The sequence below is a fragment of the Skermanella sp. TT6 genome (assembly GCF_016653635.2).
Lineage (GTDB): Bacteria > Pseudomonadota > Alphaproteobacteria > Azospirillales > Azospirillaceae > Skermanella > Skermanella cutis.
Map to the genome: position 1 here is coordinate 218175 of NZ_CP067422.1, position 17167 is coordinate 235341.

The 17167-nt window shown below is 69.4% G+C and carries 13 protein-coding genes; 4 read left to right on the forward strand and 9 right to left on the reverse strand.

The features are described from left to right. The first annotated feature begins 161 nt into the window (after positions 1–161). Positions 162–1346 (forward strand): right-handed parallel beta-helix repeat-containing protein, encoded by a 1185-nt coding sequence (locus tag IGS68_RS32480; protein WP_201083510.1) that lies wholly within the window; start codon positions 162–164, stop codon positions 1344–1346. On the opposite strand, the gene IGS68_RS32485 is transcribed toward IGS68_RS32480, so the two are convergent. Further along, the gene (locus IGS68_RS32485) at positions 1330–1491 is read right to left on the reverse strand and encodes a hypothetical protein (RefSeq protein WP_201083512.1); all 162 of its coding nucleotides are present in this window, start codon (positions 1489–1491) and stop codon (positions 1330–1332) included. The two genes, IGS68_RS32480 and IGS68_RS32485, sit on opposite strands and share 17 nt — an antisense overlap. Before the next feature lie 31 nt (positions 1492–1522). On the opposite strand from IGS68_RS32485, the gene cysD reads away from it, so the two are divergent. Next, positions 1523–2320 carry a sulfate adenylyltransferase subunit CysD gene (gene cysD / locus IGS68_RS32490; protein WP_201083514.1) on the forward strand — a complete coding sequence of 266 codons (798 nt, stop codon included), beginning with the start codon at positions 1523–1525 and terminating at the stop codon, positions 2318–2320. 6 nt (positions 2321–2326) lie between these two features. Continuing rightward, complete coding sequence (gene cysC / locus IGS68_RS32495) at positions 2327–4234, forward strand: adenylyl-sulfate kinase (protein ID WP_201083516.1); 1908 nt, start codon at positions 2327–2329, stop codon at positions 4232–4234. A 223-nt stretch (positions 4235–4457) separates the two neighbouring features. Here the strand turns inward: cysC and IGS68_RS32500 are convergent, their stop codons facing one another. Continuing rightward, positions 4458–6068, reverse strand: a complete 1611-nt coding sequence (locus IGS68_RS32500; protein WP_247881515.1) for a right-handed parallel beta-helix repeat-containing protein — start codon at positions 6066–6068, stop codon at positions 4458–4460. Here IGS68_RS32500 and IGS68_RS35820 point away from each other — a divergent pair. Beyond that, the gene (locus tag IGS68_RS35820) at positions 6019–6246 is read left to right on the forward strand and encodes a hypothetical protein (RefSeq protein WP_247881521.1); all 228 of its coding nucleotides are present in this window, start codon (positions 6019–6021) and stop codon (positions 6244–6246) included. The two genes, IGS68_RS32500 and IGS68_RS35820, sit on opposite strands and share 50 nt — an antisense overlap. Positions 6247–7083: 837 nt before the next feature. Here IGS68_RS35820 and IGS68_RS32505 read toward each other — a convergent pair. The 7 genes from IGS68_RS32505 to IGS68_RS36470 all read right to left on the reverse strand — a co-directional run bounded on the left by IGS68_RS32505 (position 7084) and on the right by IGS68_RS36470 (position 17161). Further along, positions 7084–8406 carry an FGGY family carbohydrate kinase gene (locus tag IGS68_RS32505; RefSeq protein WP_201083519.1) on the reverse strand — a complete coding sequence of 441 codons (1323 nt, stop codon included), beginning with the start codon at positions 8404–8406 and terminating at the stop codon, positions 7084–7086. 136 nt (positions 8407–8542) lie between these two features. Next, complete coding sequence (locus tag IGS68_RS32510; RefSeq protein ID WP_201083521.1) at positions 8543–9244, reverse strand: class II aldolase/adducin family protein; 702 nt, start codon at positions 9242–9244, stop codon at positions 8543–8545. Continuing rightward, on the reverse strand, positions 9241–10719 hold the full coding sequence (locus IGS68_RS32515) for an FGGY-family carbohydrate kinase (RefSeq protein ID WP_201083523.1): 1479 nt from the start codon (positions 10717–10719) through the stop codon (positions 9241–9243). Before IGS68_RS32515 ends, IGS68_RS32510 begins: the two co-directional genes overlap by 4 nt. Further along, complete coding sequence (gene xylB / locus IGS68_RS32520; RefSeq protein WP_201083525.1) at positions 10716–12203, reverse strand: xylulokinase; 1488 nt, start codon at positions 12201–12203, stop codon at positions 10716–10718. The genes IGS68_RS32515 and xylB overlap by 4 nt, the downstream gene beginning before the upstream one ends. Further along, positions 12196–13248, reverse strand: a complete 1053-nt coding sequence (locus tag IGS68_RS32525) for a LacI family DNA-binding transcriptional regulator (RefSeq protein WP_201083528.1) — start codon at positions 13246–13248, stop codon at positions 12196–12198. Before IGS68_RS32525 ends, xylB begins: the two co-directional genes overlap by 8 nt. A 325-nt stretch (positions 13249–13573) precedes the next feature. Beyond that, positions 13574–15052, reverse strand: coding sequence for a methyl-accepting chemotaxis protein (locus IGS68_RS32530; protein WP_201083529.1), 1479 nt, complete (start codon positions 15050–15052; stop codon positions 13574–13576). 72 nt (positions 15053–15124) lie between these two features. Next, on the reverse strand, positions 15125–17161 hold the full coding sequence (locus IGS68_RS36470) for a HAMP domain-containing methyl-accepting chemotaxis protein (RefSeq protein ID WP_201083530.1): 2037 nt from the start codon (positions 17159–17161) through the stop codon (positions 15125–15127). Between the last annotated feature and the right edge of the window lie 6 nt (positions 17162–17167).

The window sequence follows — 17167 nt, forward strand, 5'->3', positions numbered from 1 at the left end:
GCGCTGAACGAGCCTATCGGTTCGCCGCAACCTCCTTTGTAGGCACCCTGTTCCGGTACGCGCCCAAGGAGGTATGAAGAAGTTTTTCCAGAAGGCGAAGCTTGCGCCTATGATCGGCGCCTGGAAGAGCGGGGCCCGAGAGGCCGGGAGGGAGGTGACGGATGGAAGGTCGCGATCGTCTCTTTGCCGCCGGAGGGGCCGTCGTCCTGGCGATGCTGGGAACCGCCATGGCCGGCTTCGCCGGCGCCCAGACCGGTCCCGAGACGGCGGCCATGCAGGCGCTGGTCGCCAAGGCGCCGTCCTGCATCGCACGGCCCAGGGTCGTCACCGTGACGCCCGGCCAGTCGATCCAGGCCGCGATCGACCGGGCGGAGCCGGGGACCGTCATCAGCGTCGAGGCCGGAACCTACCGGGGGTCCCTGGACCTGACCGGGCTGAGCGGCACGCCGGACCGGCCGGTGATCCTGCTGTCGGCCGGCGGGGTCGGTGCCGCCGTCATCGTCGGGGCGCCGGACAAGCCCGCGATCGGCGCCTGGGGCATCTCCGACGTGGGGATCTACGGCTTCAAGGTCGTCTCCGGCACCTCCGCCGGGGATCTCGGCGGCTTCAAGATCGCCGGCCCGTGGGAGAAACCGGCCCGCAACGTCGCGATCGTCGGCAACGTCGTGACCGGCGTCGGGACCGACGGGATCAAGCTGTTCAACGGCGCCGCCGACATCAAGGTGGTCGGCAACCTGATCGACGGCGACTGGCGCGAGGAGGGGATGGACAACGTCTCGGTGGAGAGGTCGCTGTTCGCCTTCAACACGGTCCGCGGGTCGGCGCGCTACACCTCGATCACCATGAAGGCGGGATCGCGCGACATCACGCTGGCCGGCAACGAGTTCGACTCGCGCTCGGGCGTCGGGATCAACGTGGGCGGCGTCGGCACGTCGCGGTTCAACAGGAAGTTTCCCGACTATTGGAAAGGCTTCGAGGCGTCGGCCATCACCGTCACCGGGAACGTCGTCGGCGACCGGCCGGAGCGGAGCGTCGCCTTCGTCGGGGCCAACAGGTCGGTGCTGAAGGACAATTTCCTGGCCGGGGCGGTCCGGTCCCGGCCGCACGATCAGCCGGGCAAGCTGCACTACCCGTCGCACGACAACCGGATCGTCGGCAATACGGTCGCCAAGGAGAGCTTCTTCCAGCCGGACGAGGGTCAGGACCGGGGCTATGTCCTGGCCGGCAACGGGACCGGCGCCGCGAAGGTGCGGGCCGGCGTGGCGGCGCTGCCCGACCCGGTCCGCGCCGTCTGCCCGGCCTCGCCTGCGGGAACATTGGCCCGGACCTTCACCTCTTCGGAATGAGGGTGCCCTGGCCGGTCGGGGCCGGCACGCCCATCCGGCAGAAATCCTCGACCATTTGAGTTAATGGTGTTTCGCGCTGGCTGAACGGTCCGGCTGCGGTGATCATGAAGCGCGCATCGATCGTGCCGGGTACGGCGGCCGGCAACCGGTGCCCTTCAGGAGGAGCTGTCTCGACAATGCCTTCGCATCTGGATCAGCTTGAAGCGCGGTCGATCTATATCCTGCGCGAGGCCTTCGCGTGCATCGAACCGCTCGGCATGCTGTGGTCGATCGGAAAGGACAGCAACGCGCTGCTGTGGCTTGCCCGCAAGGCCTTCTTCGGCCGCGTGCCGTTTCCCGTGATCCAGCTCGACACCGGGATGGAACTGCCGGAGGTCTACGAGTTCCGCGACCGCATCGCGCGCGACTGGGACCTGGACCTGGTGATCGAGCAGTGCCCGCCGGAGGAGGAGATGGACCCGACCCTTCCCCCGGCCAGCCGGTCCGCGGCGCGCAAGACCGCGGGACTGAAGAACGTCACGGAGCGCCTGGGCTTCCGCGGCCTGATCGCCGGCATCCGGCGCGACGAGCAGGCGACCCGCGCCAAGGAGCGCGTGTTCAGCCCCCGGTCGAGCGACAACGCCTGGGACGTGCGCGAGCAGCCGCCCGAGCTGTGGGACCAGTACAAGACCGAGTTCCCGGACGGGACGCACGTGCGGATCCACCCCTTGCTGCACTGGACCGAGTTGGACATCTGGCGATACTCCAAGCGCGAGGACATCCCCATCGTGCCGCTCTACTTCGCCCGGGAGGGCAAGCGGTACCGGTCCCTGGGCGAGAAGAACATCACCCTGCCGGTGGACAGCACCGCCTCGACGATCGACGAGATCATCGCGGAGCTGAGCGAGACCCGCACGTCCGAGCGCGCCGGGCGGACCATGGACCACGAGGCGGAGGACGCCTTCGAGCGCCTGCGCACCAGCGGATATCTGTGAGGCACGATGGCCGAGACAACCGAACAGGCACAACCCGCCCGCTTCCGCCCGGCCGACCTGCGGCTCGTGGTGGTCGGCCACGTGGACCACGGCAAGTCGACGCTGATCGGCCGCCTGCTCCACGACACCGGCTCGCTGCCCGACGGCAAGCTGGAAGAGCTGAAGGCGGTCAGCGAGAAGCGCGGCATGCCGCTGGAATGGTCGTTCGTGCTGGACGCCCTCCAGGCCGAGCGCGACCAGGCCGTGACCATCGACATCACCCAGATCTGGCTGCGCACGCCGCGGCGCGACTGCGTGATCATCGACGCGCCCGGCCACCGGGAGTTCCTGCGCAACATGGTCAGCGGCGCCGCGTCGGCCGACGCCGCCGTCCTGGTGGTGGACGCGTCCGAGGGCATGCGCGAGCAGTCGCGCCGCCACGCCTATCTGCTGAACCTGCTGGGCCTGCGCCAGGTCGCGGTCGCGGTGAACAAGATGGACCTGGTGGACCACGACGCCGCCCGGTTCGACGAGGTCCGCCGATCGGTCGAGGATTTCCTCCACGGCCTGGGGCTGCGGGCGTCGGCGGTGGTCCCTGTCTCCGCCCGGCACGGCGAGAACCTGGCGGACCGGGCCGCCGCGATGCCCTGGTACGAGGGGCCGACCCTGCTGGAGGCGCTGGACCGGTTCGAGCCGAGCGCCGCGCCGGTGGACCGGCCGCTGCGGCTGCCGATCCAGGACGTCTACAAGTTCGACCACCGGCGGATCCTGGTCGGGCGGGTCGAGACCGGCGTGCTGAGGGCCGGCGACCAGCTCCTGTTCTCGCCGGCCAACCGGACGGCCAGGATCGCCACCATCGAGCACTGGGGGCCGGGAGAGGCGCCGGTCGAGGTGCGGGCCGGACGGACCGTCGGCATCACCCTGGACGAGCCGTTGTTCGTGGAGCGCGGCGACGTGGCCAGCCACGCCGACCATGCGCCGGTCCTGACCAACGTGTTCCGCGCCAGCCTGTTCTGGATCGGCCGGAAGCCGCTGCTCCCCGGCCAGGCCCTGACGCTGAAGCTGGGGACCGACCGGGCCGCGGTGACCGTCCAGTCGATCGACCGGGTGGTCGATACCCAGACGCTGGGCGGCGGCGACGCCGACCAAGTCAGGACCAACGAGGTGTGCGAGGTGACGCTCCGCTCGCGCGAGATGCTGGCGCTGGACGAGCATTCGGCCAATCCCGCCACCGGGCGCTGCGTGCTGGTGGACGGGTTCGACACGGTCGCGGCCGGCGTCGTCAACATGCGGGGATATCCCGACCAGCGCCAGTTGCTCACCGTCAAGTCGACCAACATCCAGGAGGTCGACCACCTGCTGAACGCGACGGCGCGCGCCTGGCGGAACGGCCACCACGGGGCGGTCATCTGGTTCACGGGGCTGTCGGGGGCGGGCAAGTCCACGCTCGCCATGCGGGCGGAGCAGCGGCTGTTCCAACGGGGCTTCCAGACCTATGTGCTGGACGGCGACAATGTCCGCCATGGCCTGAACTCCGACCTGGGATTCGCCCCGGCCGACCGGGCCGAGAACATCCGGCGGGTCGGGGAGGTCGCCTCCCTGTTCGCCAACGCGGGGCTGATCGTGATCACGTCCTTCATCTCGCCCTATCGGGCCGACCGCGAGCGGGTGCGCAAGGCGGCGGGAGCGGCGTTCCACGAGATCTACATCAAGGCGGACCTGTCCGTCTGCGAGCAGCGTGATCCCAAGGGCCTGTACCGCAAGGCCCGGGCGGGCGTGATCCCGGAATTCACCGGCATCTCGGCGCCCTACGAGCCTCCGGAGTCGCCGGAACTGGTGGTCGATACCTCCCGGCGCAGCGTCGAGGAGTGCCTGGAGGACATCATGAACTACGTGGAGGCCCACATCGCCCTGCGGACGAGCGACGTGGCCTGAGACAGGGAGGGGGTGCCGAGGCGCCTCCCTCCCGACCTGCGCTCTTTTCCGGTAGAGCATTCACCCGTCATCGTCATGACCGGGCTTGACCCGGTCATCGCTTGCAGGCTTCGTAAGCGCTGCAATGCGGGGAGATACCCGGATCAAGTCCGGGTATGACGAAAAGGGGGAGCGTCTGCCCATAGCTGAGCGATAAGCGACTACCGCGCCGGACAGCTTTGGCTCAGGAGTGGCCGTCGAACTGGAAGTTGCCGGCCGTCAGGGCGGAGGTCTTGACGCCCAGGAGCGTCAGGGTCTGGCCGCCGCCGAGGTCGATCTCGACATTGTCGCCCTTCTGGGTCATGGCGTCCTTGACGTCGTCGAAGCCGTCGAGCTTGAGGCCCTTCAGCTCGATGGTGTCGCCGCCGGAGGCCGGCTTGAAGTCGCCGATGGTGTCGCTGCCGTGGCCCTTCTCGAACACGAAGGAGTCGCGGCCGGCACCGCCGAACAGCAGGTCGTCGCCGCCCTTGCCGTTGATGACGTCGTCGCCGTCGCCGCCCTTGACGATGTTGTCCAGGCCGTTGCCGGTCAGCGAAGCGTCGCCGGAGCCGGTGAAGGTCAGGTTCTCCACGTGGGCGGGGAGCTTGAAGTCGGGGGCGCTGCTCAGGACGGTGTCGATGCCGCCGTTGCCCTTCTCGACGACCTTGTCCTTCGCGGTGTCGACCACGTAGGTGTCGTCGCCGTCGCCGCCGATCATCTTGTCGGCGCCGGCCTTGCCGTCGATCCTGTCGTCGCCCTTGGTGCCCTTCAGCGTGTTGGCGTCCTTGGTCCCGGCGATGGTCTTGCTCGGCTCGGCGCTCTCCGCCCAGGCGCCGGTGTCCTCGGGCGCGGGGGCGACGGCACTGTCCGTCTTGGAACCGGACTCCGACTTGACGCCGGCGCCGGCCGCCGGCTTGGTGCCGCCGACCTTGTTGCCCGAGACGACGAAGCCCGAGGACTGGCCGCCGTCCGGCTTGAAGAAGTTCGAGCTGGCGACGCTGTTGTCGATCACCTTGTTGTTGAAGGAGTTATATGTGAAGTGCCCCTTCTGAGTGTGCGCCGACGAGCCGACCGGGTCGTTGAACGAGTTGTGCTCCACCAGGTTGTTGTTGGCGCCGGTGAAGTGCAGGCTCTTGCCGTCGATCTTGGCGGTCACGACGTTGTGGTGGACGTGGACGTTCTTGGCCTCGAAGCCTTTCCACTCGTCCGGGAACTCGCGGTTGAAGCGCGAGCTGCCGACGCCGCCGACCTTGATGCCGATCGCGGTGTCGATGTCGAACAGGTTGTTGGCGACCTCCACGTCCCGCGAGCCGGCCTTCAGCGTGATCCCGGTGTACTTCGCCTCGCCCTTGATGGTGTTGTTGGCATAGACGACGTTCTTGACCGAGACGTTGTCGATGGCTTCCTGGCGCCACTTGCCGTCGATCGTGTTGTTCGTCACCAGCACGTTGTTGGCGCCCTGGAACAGCTTGAAGCCGTCCTGGCCCTTGCCGGTGATGGTGTTGCCGTCGATCAGCAGGTTGTGGGGCGGGTTCTTCCACGGACCCCAGATCTTGAAGCCGCCGATGTCGCCGCCGTTGGTGTTGGAGACGACGTGGAAGTCCTTGATCGCGACGTTGCTGATGCCGTTCGCGGTGACCGTGGCGTTGCCCGATCCGCCGACGATCTTGGCGGCACCCTTGCCGTCGGCCGATTCAAGGACGATCGGCTTGTTCTCGGTCCCGTGCAGGCCGCTCAGCTTGATGTTCTCGTTGTAGGTTCCGGCCTTGACCTTGATCATGGTGCCGGGATCGGCCTTGTTGATCGCGGCCTGGATGGTCTTGAGCGGAGAGCCTTCGGAACCATTGCCGGAGTTGTTGCCTTTGTTAGAAACCCAAATGACTTTGGAAGGGTTGAATCCAGAAAAAATATCGGCGACTTTGCGGGCTGTGGGCATCTTGGATTCTCTTTACCTGTGTAGGGTGAGTTGGCGCAGTTTCGGCTGCATTACTTGAGACTTTTGCAGTCAATCCTTAATCCATCTTTACCCCGGCTGTGATAAAAAACGGTTTTGCGCTCTTTGGTAAGTGCTGTCCTCAGTGAAGAGCGCGAGGATAGCCCTCCGTTTCATCCAGTGGTCTGGATACGGGTCGGGAGTTCGGCGGCATGCCTCCATATCGGGCGCGGCATCGGTGGATTTTCGCGCCGATCGGAGAGGTTTGTCCGGTGGGGTTTTCGGGCCGGGTTCGCGACGGGGGCGCGGACCGTTGATGACCATCGATCCGATGATCGGCACTGGAAATCAATCGACCTGGAACAAGGCTAGAATAAAGCCATGATGACCTCACCTTCGTTGAATTCGCGCAGGACCAACGTCTGCGCACGGCGTTTCGCAGAATTTCACATGCCTCCGCAGTGTATTACTGGGAAGCCTTCGCTGAACTCATGACAGTAGGGGTGTTTTCTTGTCGGCGAGTTAACTTGACCGCAAATTACAGGCATTTTGCCCTGACGCCTGCGCAAAAAACCCGTTTGGAAATCCGACAAAAGTGAGACTTGCGATATGGCAGAGTTGAGATTTCGATGGGCTGGACGGGATGTTTCCGGTATTTTTTTGGTATTCTGTCGGCCGGCCGCAGTTTACCTCTTGAAACGACCGAAACGGGCTGCAACTGTTCCCGGTCTCGAACGATACTGCGATTACATCGCCCGCTCCGGTCCTCGCAGCTGTGTTGCGCCATGGGCGCAACCTCGATGCAGGGCGGAGGCTATGCGGGCCGACGGTCGTAGCGCCCATGGCGCAACGCGTCGGATCGGCCGTCTCGGGCGGCTCGACCTGATCGGGTACGACTCTACCGGCACTGGGGCTGATCGGCGGTGCTCCGGTGGTCCAGCCAGCGCGACCGGTAGGCGTGCAGTCCAGGCATCTCCAACGCCGGCGGCTTCTCCAGGGAAACAGGGACAGGGGCGGTCCGGCTGACATGGTCCGCGAGCAGCGCCGCACCAGCCGCGGTTCCCCGCGCGTCGGTATTGAGCAGCGTCTGGCCATGCGGGTGGCGCGAGCGGCGCAGGCACGACACCAGGCCGGAATAGAGCGGATCGTGCGCCAGCGCACCGTCGAGCACCGCCAGTCCGTCGCTGCCCAGGGCATCCAGGCACCCGTCGGTCAGGAGGGCGGCGCGGATCACCTCCAGGGCGCACCGTTCCGCGGGCGTCCCGCCGGCCCCGGGGGAGGGCAGGATGCCGGCCTCGATCAGGCGGTTGGCCACACGGGTGTCGGCGGCCCGCGGGACTTCGCGCCAAGCCGGGACCGGCGCCCCGGCCAGCGGCCGGCCTTCCACGTCGGCACCCCAGGCCGGCCCGCGTCTGCCGTCCCGGTCGGCGGCGGGATCGTCGGCAAGCCCCAGGATCTCCCCGCCCGCGGAGACCACGGCGATCCCGGCGTGGCCGGCCGCCTGGTAGCGGTAGAAATTGGCGCTGGCGCGGTGCAGCCCCGGCAGCACGTCCAGGTCGGCCGGCAGCCCGAGGCGCTGGGCCAGTTCGGGCCGCAGGCGCCCGGCCGGCGCCCAGGCGGGCGCCATGGGCGGGATCAGCCGGTCCCACGCCTGCGCCCGGGCGACGGCGGTGAATCGCCGCTCCCGCACGTTCCACAGGTTCGACTGCGCGCCGAGGACAGTGACTTCGGAGACGGCGGCCCCGCTCAGCCGCCACGCCCAATATTGCGGCAGGCCGAGGAACCAGCGCGCCCGGCCGAAGGCCTCCGGGAACTCGTGCTCCAGCCACAGCAGCTGGCCGGCGAAGGGAATCGTCTCCGGCAGGGCCGGATCTTCCCGAAGGCCGGCCATGCCGGCGTAGGCACGCCCGACCTCGGCGGGGAGCGGCTGGCCGGGATCGATCATCGGGGCGGCGGGACCGTCCTCGGTCACCAGCACCCCGCCGGCGCCGCAGGCGACGAAGGCCCCGAGCGCGTGGCGGGCCGCCGCGTCGCGCAGGCCGTCCAGCAGCCACGACTCCAGCCCGGCCAGGTCGTAATGCCGGTAGGGCGGGCCGTCCTGGGCCGGGTTGGGGGCGGAGACCGTCTCCAGGATGATGCCGCGGCGGGTCGCGACACTCAGCCTCACGTCGGCCGGTCCGACCTCGAAGACGGCGATGCACGCGCTGCTCTCGTTCCTCACGCCCTGGATCCCCTTTCGACAGCCCGTCCCGGCCGGCGGGACCGGCCCCGGCGGGAATCGGGCCCTCGGGTGCGCGCCCGCGTTATACCCCTATATAAAGATCAAATATTGCTCGTTCCTTGATGAATTCGTGCCTTCACGGCGCGGCGTGGCGCGGGCGGGCGATGTCGTTGATGCCGTCCAGGTCGGGCGCCTGCCCGTAGCTCATGCGCCGCATCTGCTCGATCACGCGCTCCATCTCCTCGTCCGGCAGCACCGGCGGGTCGCCCAGCGTCAGGGCATGGACATACATGCGCGACAGGGTCTCGACCTCGTTGGCCAGCCACAGGGCGGACTCCAGCGTCTTGCCCAGCGAGATCTGGCCGTGCTGGCCGAGCAAGCAGGCGAGCCGGCCTTCCAGCGCCTCGAGCGCGTAGTCGGAAAGCTGCTGGGTGCCGAAGGTCGCGTATTTCGCGCACCGGATCGTGGTGCCGCCGGCGACGCCGGTCATGTAGTGGAAGCTGGGGATCGTCCTGTGGTGGCAGGCCAGCGTCGTGGCAAAGATGGAGTGGCAGTGCAGGACCACGTCGATGTCGGTGCGCTGGCGCAGGATGTCGCGGTGGAAGCGCCATTCCGACGACGGCCTGCGGCCCACATAGGTGCCGTCGAACGCCATCTCGACCAGATCGTCGGGCTGCATCCGGTCGTAGGGCAGGGACGAGGGCGTGATCAGGAAGCCGTCGCCGAACCGGACGGACAGGTTGCCGGCCGTCCCCTGGTTGATGCCGGTCGCGTTCATCTGGCGGCAGGTCTCCACCATCTCGCGGCGCAGGTCCTGGCCGTCGGTGTGCTGTGTCATGGCGTTTCCAGTCTGGTCGTTGTCGAGGATGTCGTCGTCGGGGCCGCGCGGGCCAGTTCCAGCCAGCGGGCGCGGTAGTCCGCCAGGCCGGGAAGGTCCGGCAGGGGCGGCTTCTCCAGGGCTATGGGGACCGGCGAGGCGCGCCCGGCATGGCCGGCGAGCAGGGCCGATCCCGCGGCGGTGCCCTGGGAATCGAGGTTGAACAGGGTCTCGGCGCCGGGATGGCGGGTGCGGCGGAATGCTGCCACCAGCCCGGCATAGAGCGGGTCGCGCACGAAGCTGCCGTCCAGCACCACCAGCCGGTCGCTTCCCAGCGCGTCCAGGCACACGCTGGTCAGCAGGGCGGTGTAGAGCACGGCCAGCGCCCGCCGCTCCGCCGGGCTCTCCGGCGGCGGGCCGGCGATCCGGCCGGTCCCGGCGCTGCCCGGGAACATCCCGTCCTCGCCGCCGAAGGAGGGCAGGGCGAGGGTGCCGGCCGCCACCAGCCGGGCGACAAGGCCGGCGTCGGCCCGCTCGCCCGTCCCCTCGGTGCCGGCGACGCGGGAGAACTCGCGCCCGCCCATGGTCAGCGCGCCGGCCAGAGGGCGGCCCGAAACGTCGGCGTTGCAGGTCATGCCGCGGGCCTCGTCGAGGCGGGCCGGGTCGAAGCGGTCGCTCAGGCCGACGATCCAGGTGCCGGTGGAGACCACCGTCATGTCCGAGTGGCCGGCCGCCTGGTAGCGGTAGAAGTTGGCGCTGCTGTCATGGATCCCGGCCAGCACCTCCAGGTTCGCCGGCAGGTCGGCCGGCAGGCCGTGGCGCCGCGCCAGGTCGGGCCGCAGCCGTCCGACCGCCTTCCAGGCCGGCGCGAAGGGCGGCACCAGCCGGTCCCAGCCGCGCGCCCGGACCAGGGCGGCCGGGCGTCCCTCCGGCACGTTCCACAGGTGCGACTGGGCGCCCAGGATCGTCACCTCGGAAACCGCCGCGCCGCTCAGCCGCCACGCCCAGTATTGCGGCAGGCCCAGGAACCAGCGCGCCCGGGCGAAGGCCTCGGGAAACTCCTCCTCCAGCCACAGCATCTGCCGGGCGAGGTGGGTCGCCCCCAGCATGACCGGGCTGCCGCGCTCCAGGTAGGGTCCGGCCATGCCGGCATAGGCGCGGTCGATCCGGGCGGGCAGCGGCTGCTCGTAGTCGATCATGGGGGCGGCGGGGCCGTCCTCCCCGACCAGCACGCCGCCGGAGCCGTGGCCGCAGGCGACGAAGGCGCCGAGCCGGTGGCGGGCGGCGAAGCCGCGCAGGCCGTCCAGCAGCCATTCCTCCTGCCCGGCCAGGTCGTGGTGGCGGTAGGGCGGGCCGTCGCGGGTCGCGTTGGGCGTGGAGATCGTCTCCAGGATCGCGCCCGCGCGGGTCGCGACGTTCAGCTTCACGTTGGTCTTGCCGATGTCGAAGACGGCGACCCTGGTTTCCTCGCGGGCCTTGTCGTTCTCGTCCTTCACGCTCTGAACTCCTCCCTCAGGGCCCGGTAGAGCCGCCGGAACCGGACGAAGCCGTCGCCATAGGCGGCATGCAGCGCGGGGTCCGGCTCGGTCACGTCGAGCACCGGCGGCTTGACGCAGACGTCGGCGACGGCCTCCCCCGTCGCCGCGATCCGGGCGAGGCGGGCGGCGCCGAACGCCGGGCCGGCCTCGCTGCCGGCATAGCGGATGACCGGGATGCCGAGCGCCGAGGCGATGATCCGGGTCCAGAACGCGCTGCGGGCGCCGCCGCCGATGATCGCCGCCCGGCCCACCGGCGTTCCCGCCGCCTCCAGGCAGTCCCGCGCCTCGCGCAGCGACAGGGCGACGCCTTCCAGCACCGCCTGCATCACGTCGGTCGGCTGCGTGTCGGGGGCCAGCCCGAACAGCACGCCGCGCGCGTGCGGGTCGTCGTGGGGCGTCCTTTCCCCCGCCAGGTAGGGCAGGAACAGCAGCCGCCCGGGCCCCCGGAAGCCGGCCTCCGTCCGCGCCAGCAGCTCCCCGATGTCGGGGGATCCGACCAGCCGGGCCGCCCATTCCACCGTGCTGGCGCCGTTGAGCAGCGCCGCCATCTGGAACCAGGTGCCCGGCAGGGTGTGGGCGAAGCCGTGGATCAGGGTCTCCGGCGCCGGCCGGTAGGCGCCGGTCGTCACGAAGACCTGGGCCGAGGTGCCGAGCGAGACGAAGGCGTCGCCGTCCGCGATGGCGCCGATGCCGACCGCACCCGCCGCGGCGTCGCCGGCCCCGCCGGCCACGGGGATCTCCCGGCCGGCGAATCCCCACTCCCGCGCGACCGCCGGGGAGAGCGTGCCGGCCGGCTCGGTCCCCTCGGCCAGCCGGGGCATCCGGCCCGCGTCGAGCCCGCAGGCCGCCAGGAGCGCCGGCGACCATGCCCGCGCCGCCTCGTCCAGCAGGAGCGAGCCGGCGGCGTCGGACGGGTCGGTCACCGCCTCGCCGGTCAGCTTCAGCCGGACATAGTCCTTGGGCAGCATGACGCGCCGGATGCGGCGGAACAGTTCCGGCTCGTGCCGCCGGACCCACAGCAGCTTCGGCGCGGTCAGGCCGGGCATGGCGGTGATGCCGGCGATCCGGCCCAGGCCGGGGACCAGGGCTTCCAGCTCGGCGCATTCCGCCGATGCCCTGCCGTCGTTCCACAGGATGGCGGGGCGCAGCGGCCGGTCGTCGCCGTCCAGCAGCACGGCGCCGTGCATCTGCCCGGACAGGCCGATCCCGGCGACGGCGGCGAAGGCATCCGGGGCCGCCCGGCGGACCTCCGCCACGGCGTCCAGGGTCGCCCGCCACCAGATGTCCGGATGCTGCTCCGACCACAGCGGACGGGGACGGGACGTGGAGAGCGGCACCGTTGCCGTCGCGAGCGGCGCCTGGGCGCCGTCCACCAGCACCACCTTGACGGCCGAGGTGCCGATGTCGATGCCCAGCCAAGCCGGGGCGCGCGGATCAGGCATTCCGGACATCCCCGGCCACCGGCCCGAACCGGGGCGGGATCCGGGTCATCGGGAACTCGTCGGGGCGGTACTGCTCGATATAGGCGAAACCCTGCTCGATCATGGCCTCCACGTTCTGGCGCAGCATGGTGACGGGGAAGGGAAGGAACGCCGCGAACGGGTCCCAGTCGAAGCAGCCGATGAAGCGGCCGTGGAAGGCGGCCCGGTCCAGCGACTGGAAGAACTGGACCGCCCCCTCGAAGGCGGTGATGGAATTGACGAACAGCCCGGCCGGCATCCCGCCGAGCCTGCGGCACAGGTCCTCGGCCGCGCGGCGGGCGACCGGCGGCGAGTAGCCGCAGGGGTGGATCCGGTCGTCGCGCAGGGGCAGGCCGCGGGCGGCCAGGGCCTCCCGGAACCCGGCGACGCGCTCCTCCGTCGCGTATTCGCCGGCGACTCCGCCCAGGAAATGGATCTCCTCCCCGGCGGTCCCGCCGGTGCCGCGATCGGCGGCGGCGATCTTGTCCAGCAGGACGTCGGTCAGCATGCGGGCGCCGCCCCGGTTGTCGCTGACCACCGAGGGCGCGTTGGCGCCGGGCAGGTCTATGTTGACGCAGGGGATCCCGGCGGCATGGCACAGGTCGTTCAGCGGCTCCGGCCGGGCCACGCCGACGATGAACAGGAACTCGACCTGGTGGGACAGCAGCCGCTCGACCACCTCGCGCTCGGTCTCCGGCTGGCGCTGGGTGCTGACCACCATCGGGCAGAACCCGCGCGCCCGGGCGCCGGCCTCGAACGTCTCCGACAGGCCGGCGAAGAAGCGGTTGCGGTAGTGCGGCATGATCATGCCGGCCAGGCCGGAGCGCGCCAGCCGCAGCCCGCGCGCCTTCATGTTGGTGGTGTAGCCGATGTCCCGCGCGGCGCCGAGCACGCGGGCCGCGGTCGCCTCGCTGATGCGATAGCGCTGCCACGTGCCGTTCAGCACCATGCTGACGGTCGCCGGCGACGTTCCCGTGGACGTCGCGATGTCGTAGATGGTGGACTTCCGCCCCCGGTCCGACGCCATGCCGCGCTGTTCCTCCCCCGTGCTCCCGCTTGGCGCCCATTCCGGCCGCGGGTGATTCATGGGGAGCATGATAAAGCATCATGACCCGGTTTGCTAAATGGATTTAGCGGTCAGTACCCGATCGGGACGATCCGCCCGGGACAGCTGATCCGATGCGTTGCGCCATGGGCGCAACCTACGACCGTCGGCCCGCATCACCTCCGCCCTCCATCAAGTCGTAGGTTGCGCCCATGGCGCAACACTGTACGGCGAGTGGAACGGCTGGCTGCGAGGACCGGGCGATGAACGGGGGAGGGACGCCGCCCCTCCGCCCGGCACCGGCGGATCAGCGGACCAGCACCTCCGCGGCGTCCTTGGTCCGGGTCACGAGCTGGGCGGCCTGGTGGACCGCGGAGGAGATCTCCCGGATGTTGGCGGAGACGGTCGAGACCGCGGCCGAGGCGCTCTGCATGTTGGACGACATGCTCATGGTCACGGCGCTCTGCTCCTCCACCGCGGAAGCCGTGCCTGTAACATGGTCGCGCACGGCCGAGATGGCGTGCCGGATCGTGTCGAGCGCGCCGACGACCTCGCCCGAGGTGCCCTGGATCCCGTCGATCTCCTGCGAGATCTGCTCGGTCGCCTTGGCCGCCTGGTTGGCCAGGTTCTTGACTTCGGAAGCGACCACGGCGAAGCCCTTGCCCGATTCGCCGGCCCGCGCCGCCTCGATCGTGGCGTTCAGCGCCAGCAGGTTGATCTGCCCTGCGATGTTCTGGATCAGGCTGACGATGCCGTTCATCGCCTGGGCGGCGTTGGTCAGCTTCTCCGTGCTCAGGCCGGCGTTCACCGCGTGGTCGAACGCCTCGTCGGTGGCGGAGCGGGACTTCGCCATGCTCTGGGAGATCTCGGAGATGGAGGCGGCGAGCTGCTCCGCGCTGGCGGCGACCATCTGGACATTGTTGGAGGTCTCGTCGGCCGCCAGGGAGGCCGAGCGCGCTTCCGAGCTGGACCGCTCGACGGCTCCGTCGATCTCGCCGAAGTTCTCGTCGATCAGGACCTTGAAGTTGGACAGCAGCTTCACCTGGGCCGTGATGTCGGTCGCGAACTTCACGACCTTGGTGACCTTGCCGTTGATGTCGAGGATCGGGTTGTAGGACGCCTCGATCCAGACGGGCTGGCCGTTCTTGCCGATCCGCTTGTACTGCCCGGCCAGGAACCGGCCCCGCCTGAGGTGCTCCCAGAACTCCGCATAGGCTCGGCTTTCCCGGTAGTCCGGCTCGACGAACATGGAATGATGCCGGCCCTGGATTTCCGCCAGGGAGTACCCGGTGACCTTCTGGAAATTCTCGTTGGCCGTCAGGATGGTACCGTCCGGCGCGAACTCGATCACCGCCTGGGACTTGTTCACGGCGACGAAATGGGCCTCGTAGTCCAGGTTCAGAAGCCGCTCCTTGGCGTCGGCCCATTCCACGACGAATCCGATCCGCTGCCGTCGCTCGAACAGCGGCGTGAGGTTCAGGTCGAACACGCGCTTGCCGACCCGGATGGTGGCGGCGTGCGGCTTCTCCAGGGCCATCAGCATGGCGCGCTGGTGGCCGGGATTCTTGTGGAAGACGTCGATGTTGCTGCCGATCAGGGTGGCGACGCTGAAGCTCGGCAGTTCCTTCTTCAGGTCCTCCTCGGCTTCGCGCATCAGCTCGACCACCGACGGGTTCATGTAGATGATGTTGAGGCCGCCATCGGCGACCATGACGTTGGAGCGTAGCGCATCCAGCGCCGCGATCCGGGTGGTGAGCGCCCTGTCGGTCTTGAACATCTTGAACATTGTTTCGATCCCTCCGCGAAAGCGATTTCCCGTGCTCGTGATGCCGGCCCGGCGACCGCCGGCCCGGCCGTGTCATGCCGCCTGGATGCCCGCGAGGAACCGCTCGACCTCGGTCCGCAGCATCTCGGCCTGGTGCGCCAGCTCGCCCGCGGCACCCAGCACCTGGCTGGCTGCGGCTCCCGCCTGCTGGGACGCCTGGCTGACCCGGGAGACGTTCTGCGATACTTCCCGGGTGCCTGCGGCGGCCTGGACGACGTTGCGGGAGATCTCCGCCGTCGCCGCCGTCTGCTCCTCGACCGCCGCGGCTATGGTGGTCGAGCTGTCGTTGATCTCGCGGATCGTGACGCCGATCCCCCGGATCGCCGTGACCACCGCCCCGGTGGCCCCCTGCATCGCGCCGATCTGGCCGGAAATCTCCTCCGTCGCCCGGCTGGTCTGGTTGGCCAGGCTCTTCACTTCGCTCGCCACGACGGCGAAGCCCTTGCCGGTCTCTCCCGCGCGGGCGGCCTCGATCGTCGCGTTCAGCGCCAGCAGGTTGGTCTGACTGGCGATGTCGGCGATCAGGTCGATCACCTCGTTGATCTTCTGCGCGGCGTCGGCCAGGCCCTGCACCGTCGCGTCGGTCTGCGCCGCCTGCTCGACCGCCTGGTTGGCGACGGTGTTGGAACGGGTGACCTGGCGGGCGATCTCCTGGAGCGAGCCGCTCATCTCTTCCGCCGCCGAGGCGACGGTCTGGACGTTGTTGGAGGTCTGCTCCGCCGCCGCGGCCGAAGCGGTCGCCTGCCGGTCCGTTTCCTCCGCGATCGCGGCCATGCTCTGAGCGGTGCCGTCCAGTTCGGTCGCGGCCGAGGAGACGGTGCGCAGGATCGACGAGACGGAACTGTCGAACGCGCCGACCAGCCTCACGATCTCGGCGGCCCGCGCCTCCTTCCCCGCCTGCTCGGCCTTCTGCTCCTCGGCAAGCCGGTGGGCGGTGATGGCGTTCCGCTTGAAGACGTCGACCGCCTCGGCCATGGAGCCGATCTCGTCCCGCCGTCCCACGCCGGGAATATCGACCTCCCGGTCCCCCTCGGCGAGGCGCCTCATCACGTCGGTCATCCGCACGATGGGCCGCGAGATCGCCCGGCCGCTCGCCCAGGCGAGCGCCGCCCCGAGCAGGAACCCGGCGCAGGACAGGGCGACGATCAGCCGCTTCGTGACGGAGACGGAGTCGACCGTTTCCGTTTCGACCCTGAGCTCCTCCTCCGCGGCGGTGTCGCGGACATGGGCTGCGGTGGCGGTCAGCATGTTGCCCATCTCGAGCATCGGGCCGTTGATCCGGTGCTCGATGGCGCCGCTCAATTCGACCACCCGATCGAAGCTCCTGCGGTATTCCGCCGCCAGGTCGCGGGTCCGGGCGACGGTGTTGCCGTAGGATCGGCCGGCGGAGGCGGAGGACAGGACGGCGAGCACCCGCTCCAGCCCGGCGAGCCGGTCCGCCGCCGAGGCGGCCGACGCCTTGTCGTGCCGCGCCAGCATCCTGTTGGCGGCCAGTTCCGCCTTCAACAGGGTTTCGAGCGCGGAGCCGGTCAGCGTGACGGCGTCGCTGTTGCCGTCCTTGACCGCCACCAGCCGCGCTTCCTCCAGCGCCTCCATCACGGCGTTCCCCGTGGGGTCGAGCACCTCGCGGACCAGCCTGTCCGCCTCGGTCTTCCAGGCCACGATGTCGTCGAAACTCCGGGTATAGGCGTCGGCCTTCCCGCGGCTCTCCGTCAGGTCGCCCCTGAGATCCGGGTCCGACACGAGGGTCAGGCCATGGTCGAGGCCGGCCCGCAGCCGCCCCATCGCGGCGCGCGCCGCTTCCGCATGGTCGCCCTGGCCGGTGACGGCGTATTCCCGGACCAGCCGGCGGACCTCGCTCATGTCGCGGTCGATGGTCCGGGCCGTATCGACGATCCTGACCGTCCCGGCGTAATCCTGGAAGGCATCGCCGATCGTGGCGAGGGAATCGACGCTCTGGACCGACAGGGCGCCCAGGATGACCAGCACGGCGCCCGAGACGAAGCCGATCTTCGTTCCGACTTTCAGGTTCTCGAAGGCCCTGCCGAAGCGGGCTCCATGGACGGGCATGGTATT

Bases quoted from the DNA above. Each gene is read 5' to 3' on its own strand.
- IGS68_RS36470 (WP_201083530.1), bottom strand. From the start codon at position 17,161: ATGCCCGTCCATGGAGCCCGCTTCGGCAGGGCCTTCGAGAACCTGAAA.
- IGS68_RS32530 (WP_201083529.1), bottom strand. From the start codon at position 15,052: ATGTTCAAGATGTTCAAGACCGACAGGGCGCTCACCACCCGGATCGCG.
- IGS68_RS32480 (WP_201083510.1), top strand. From the start codon at position 162: ATGGAAGGTCGCGATCGTCTCTTTGCCGCCGGAGGGGCCGTCGTCCTG.
- cysD (WP_201083514.1), top strand. From the start codon at position 1,523: ATGCCTTCGCATCTGGATCAGCTTGAAGCGCGGTCGATCTATATCCTG.
- IGS68_RS32510 (WP_201083521.1), bottom strand. From the start codon at position 9,244: ATGACACAGCACACCGACGGCCAGGACCTGCGCCGCGAGATGGTGGAG.
- IGS68_RS32525 (WP_201083528.1), bottom strand. From the start codon at position 13,248: ATGGCGTCGGACCGGGGGCGGAAGTCCACCATCTACGACATCGCGACG.
- cysC (WP_201083516.1), top strand. From the start codon at position 2,327: ATGGCCGAGACAACCGAACAGGCACAACCCGCCCGCTTCCGCCCGGCC.
- xylB (WP_201083525.1), bottom strand. From the start codon at position 12,203: ATGCCTGATCCGCGCGCCCCGGCTTGGCTGGGCATCGACATCGGCACC.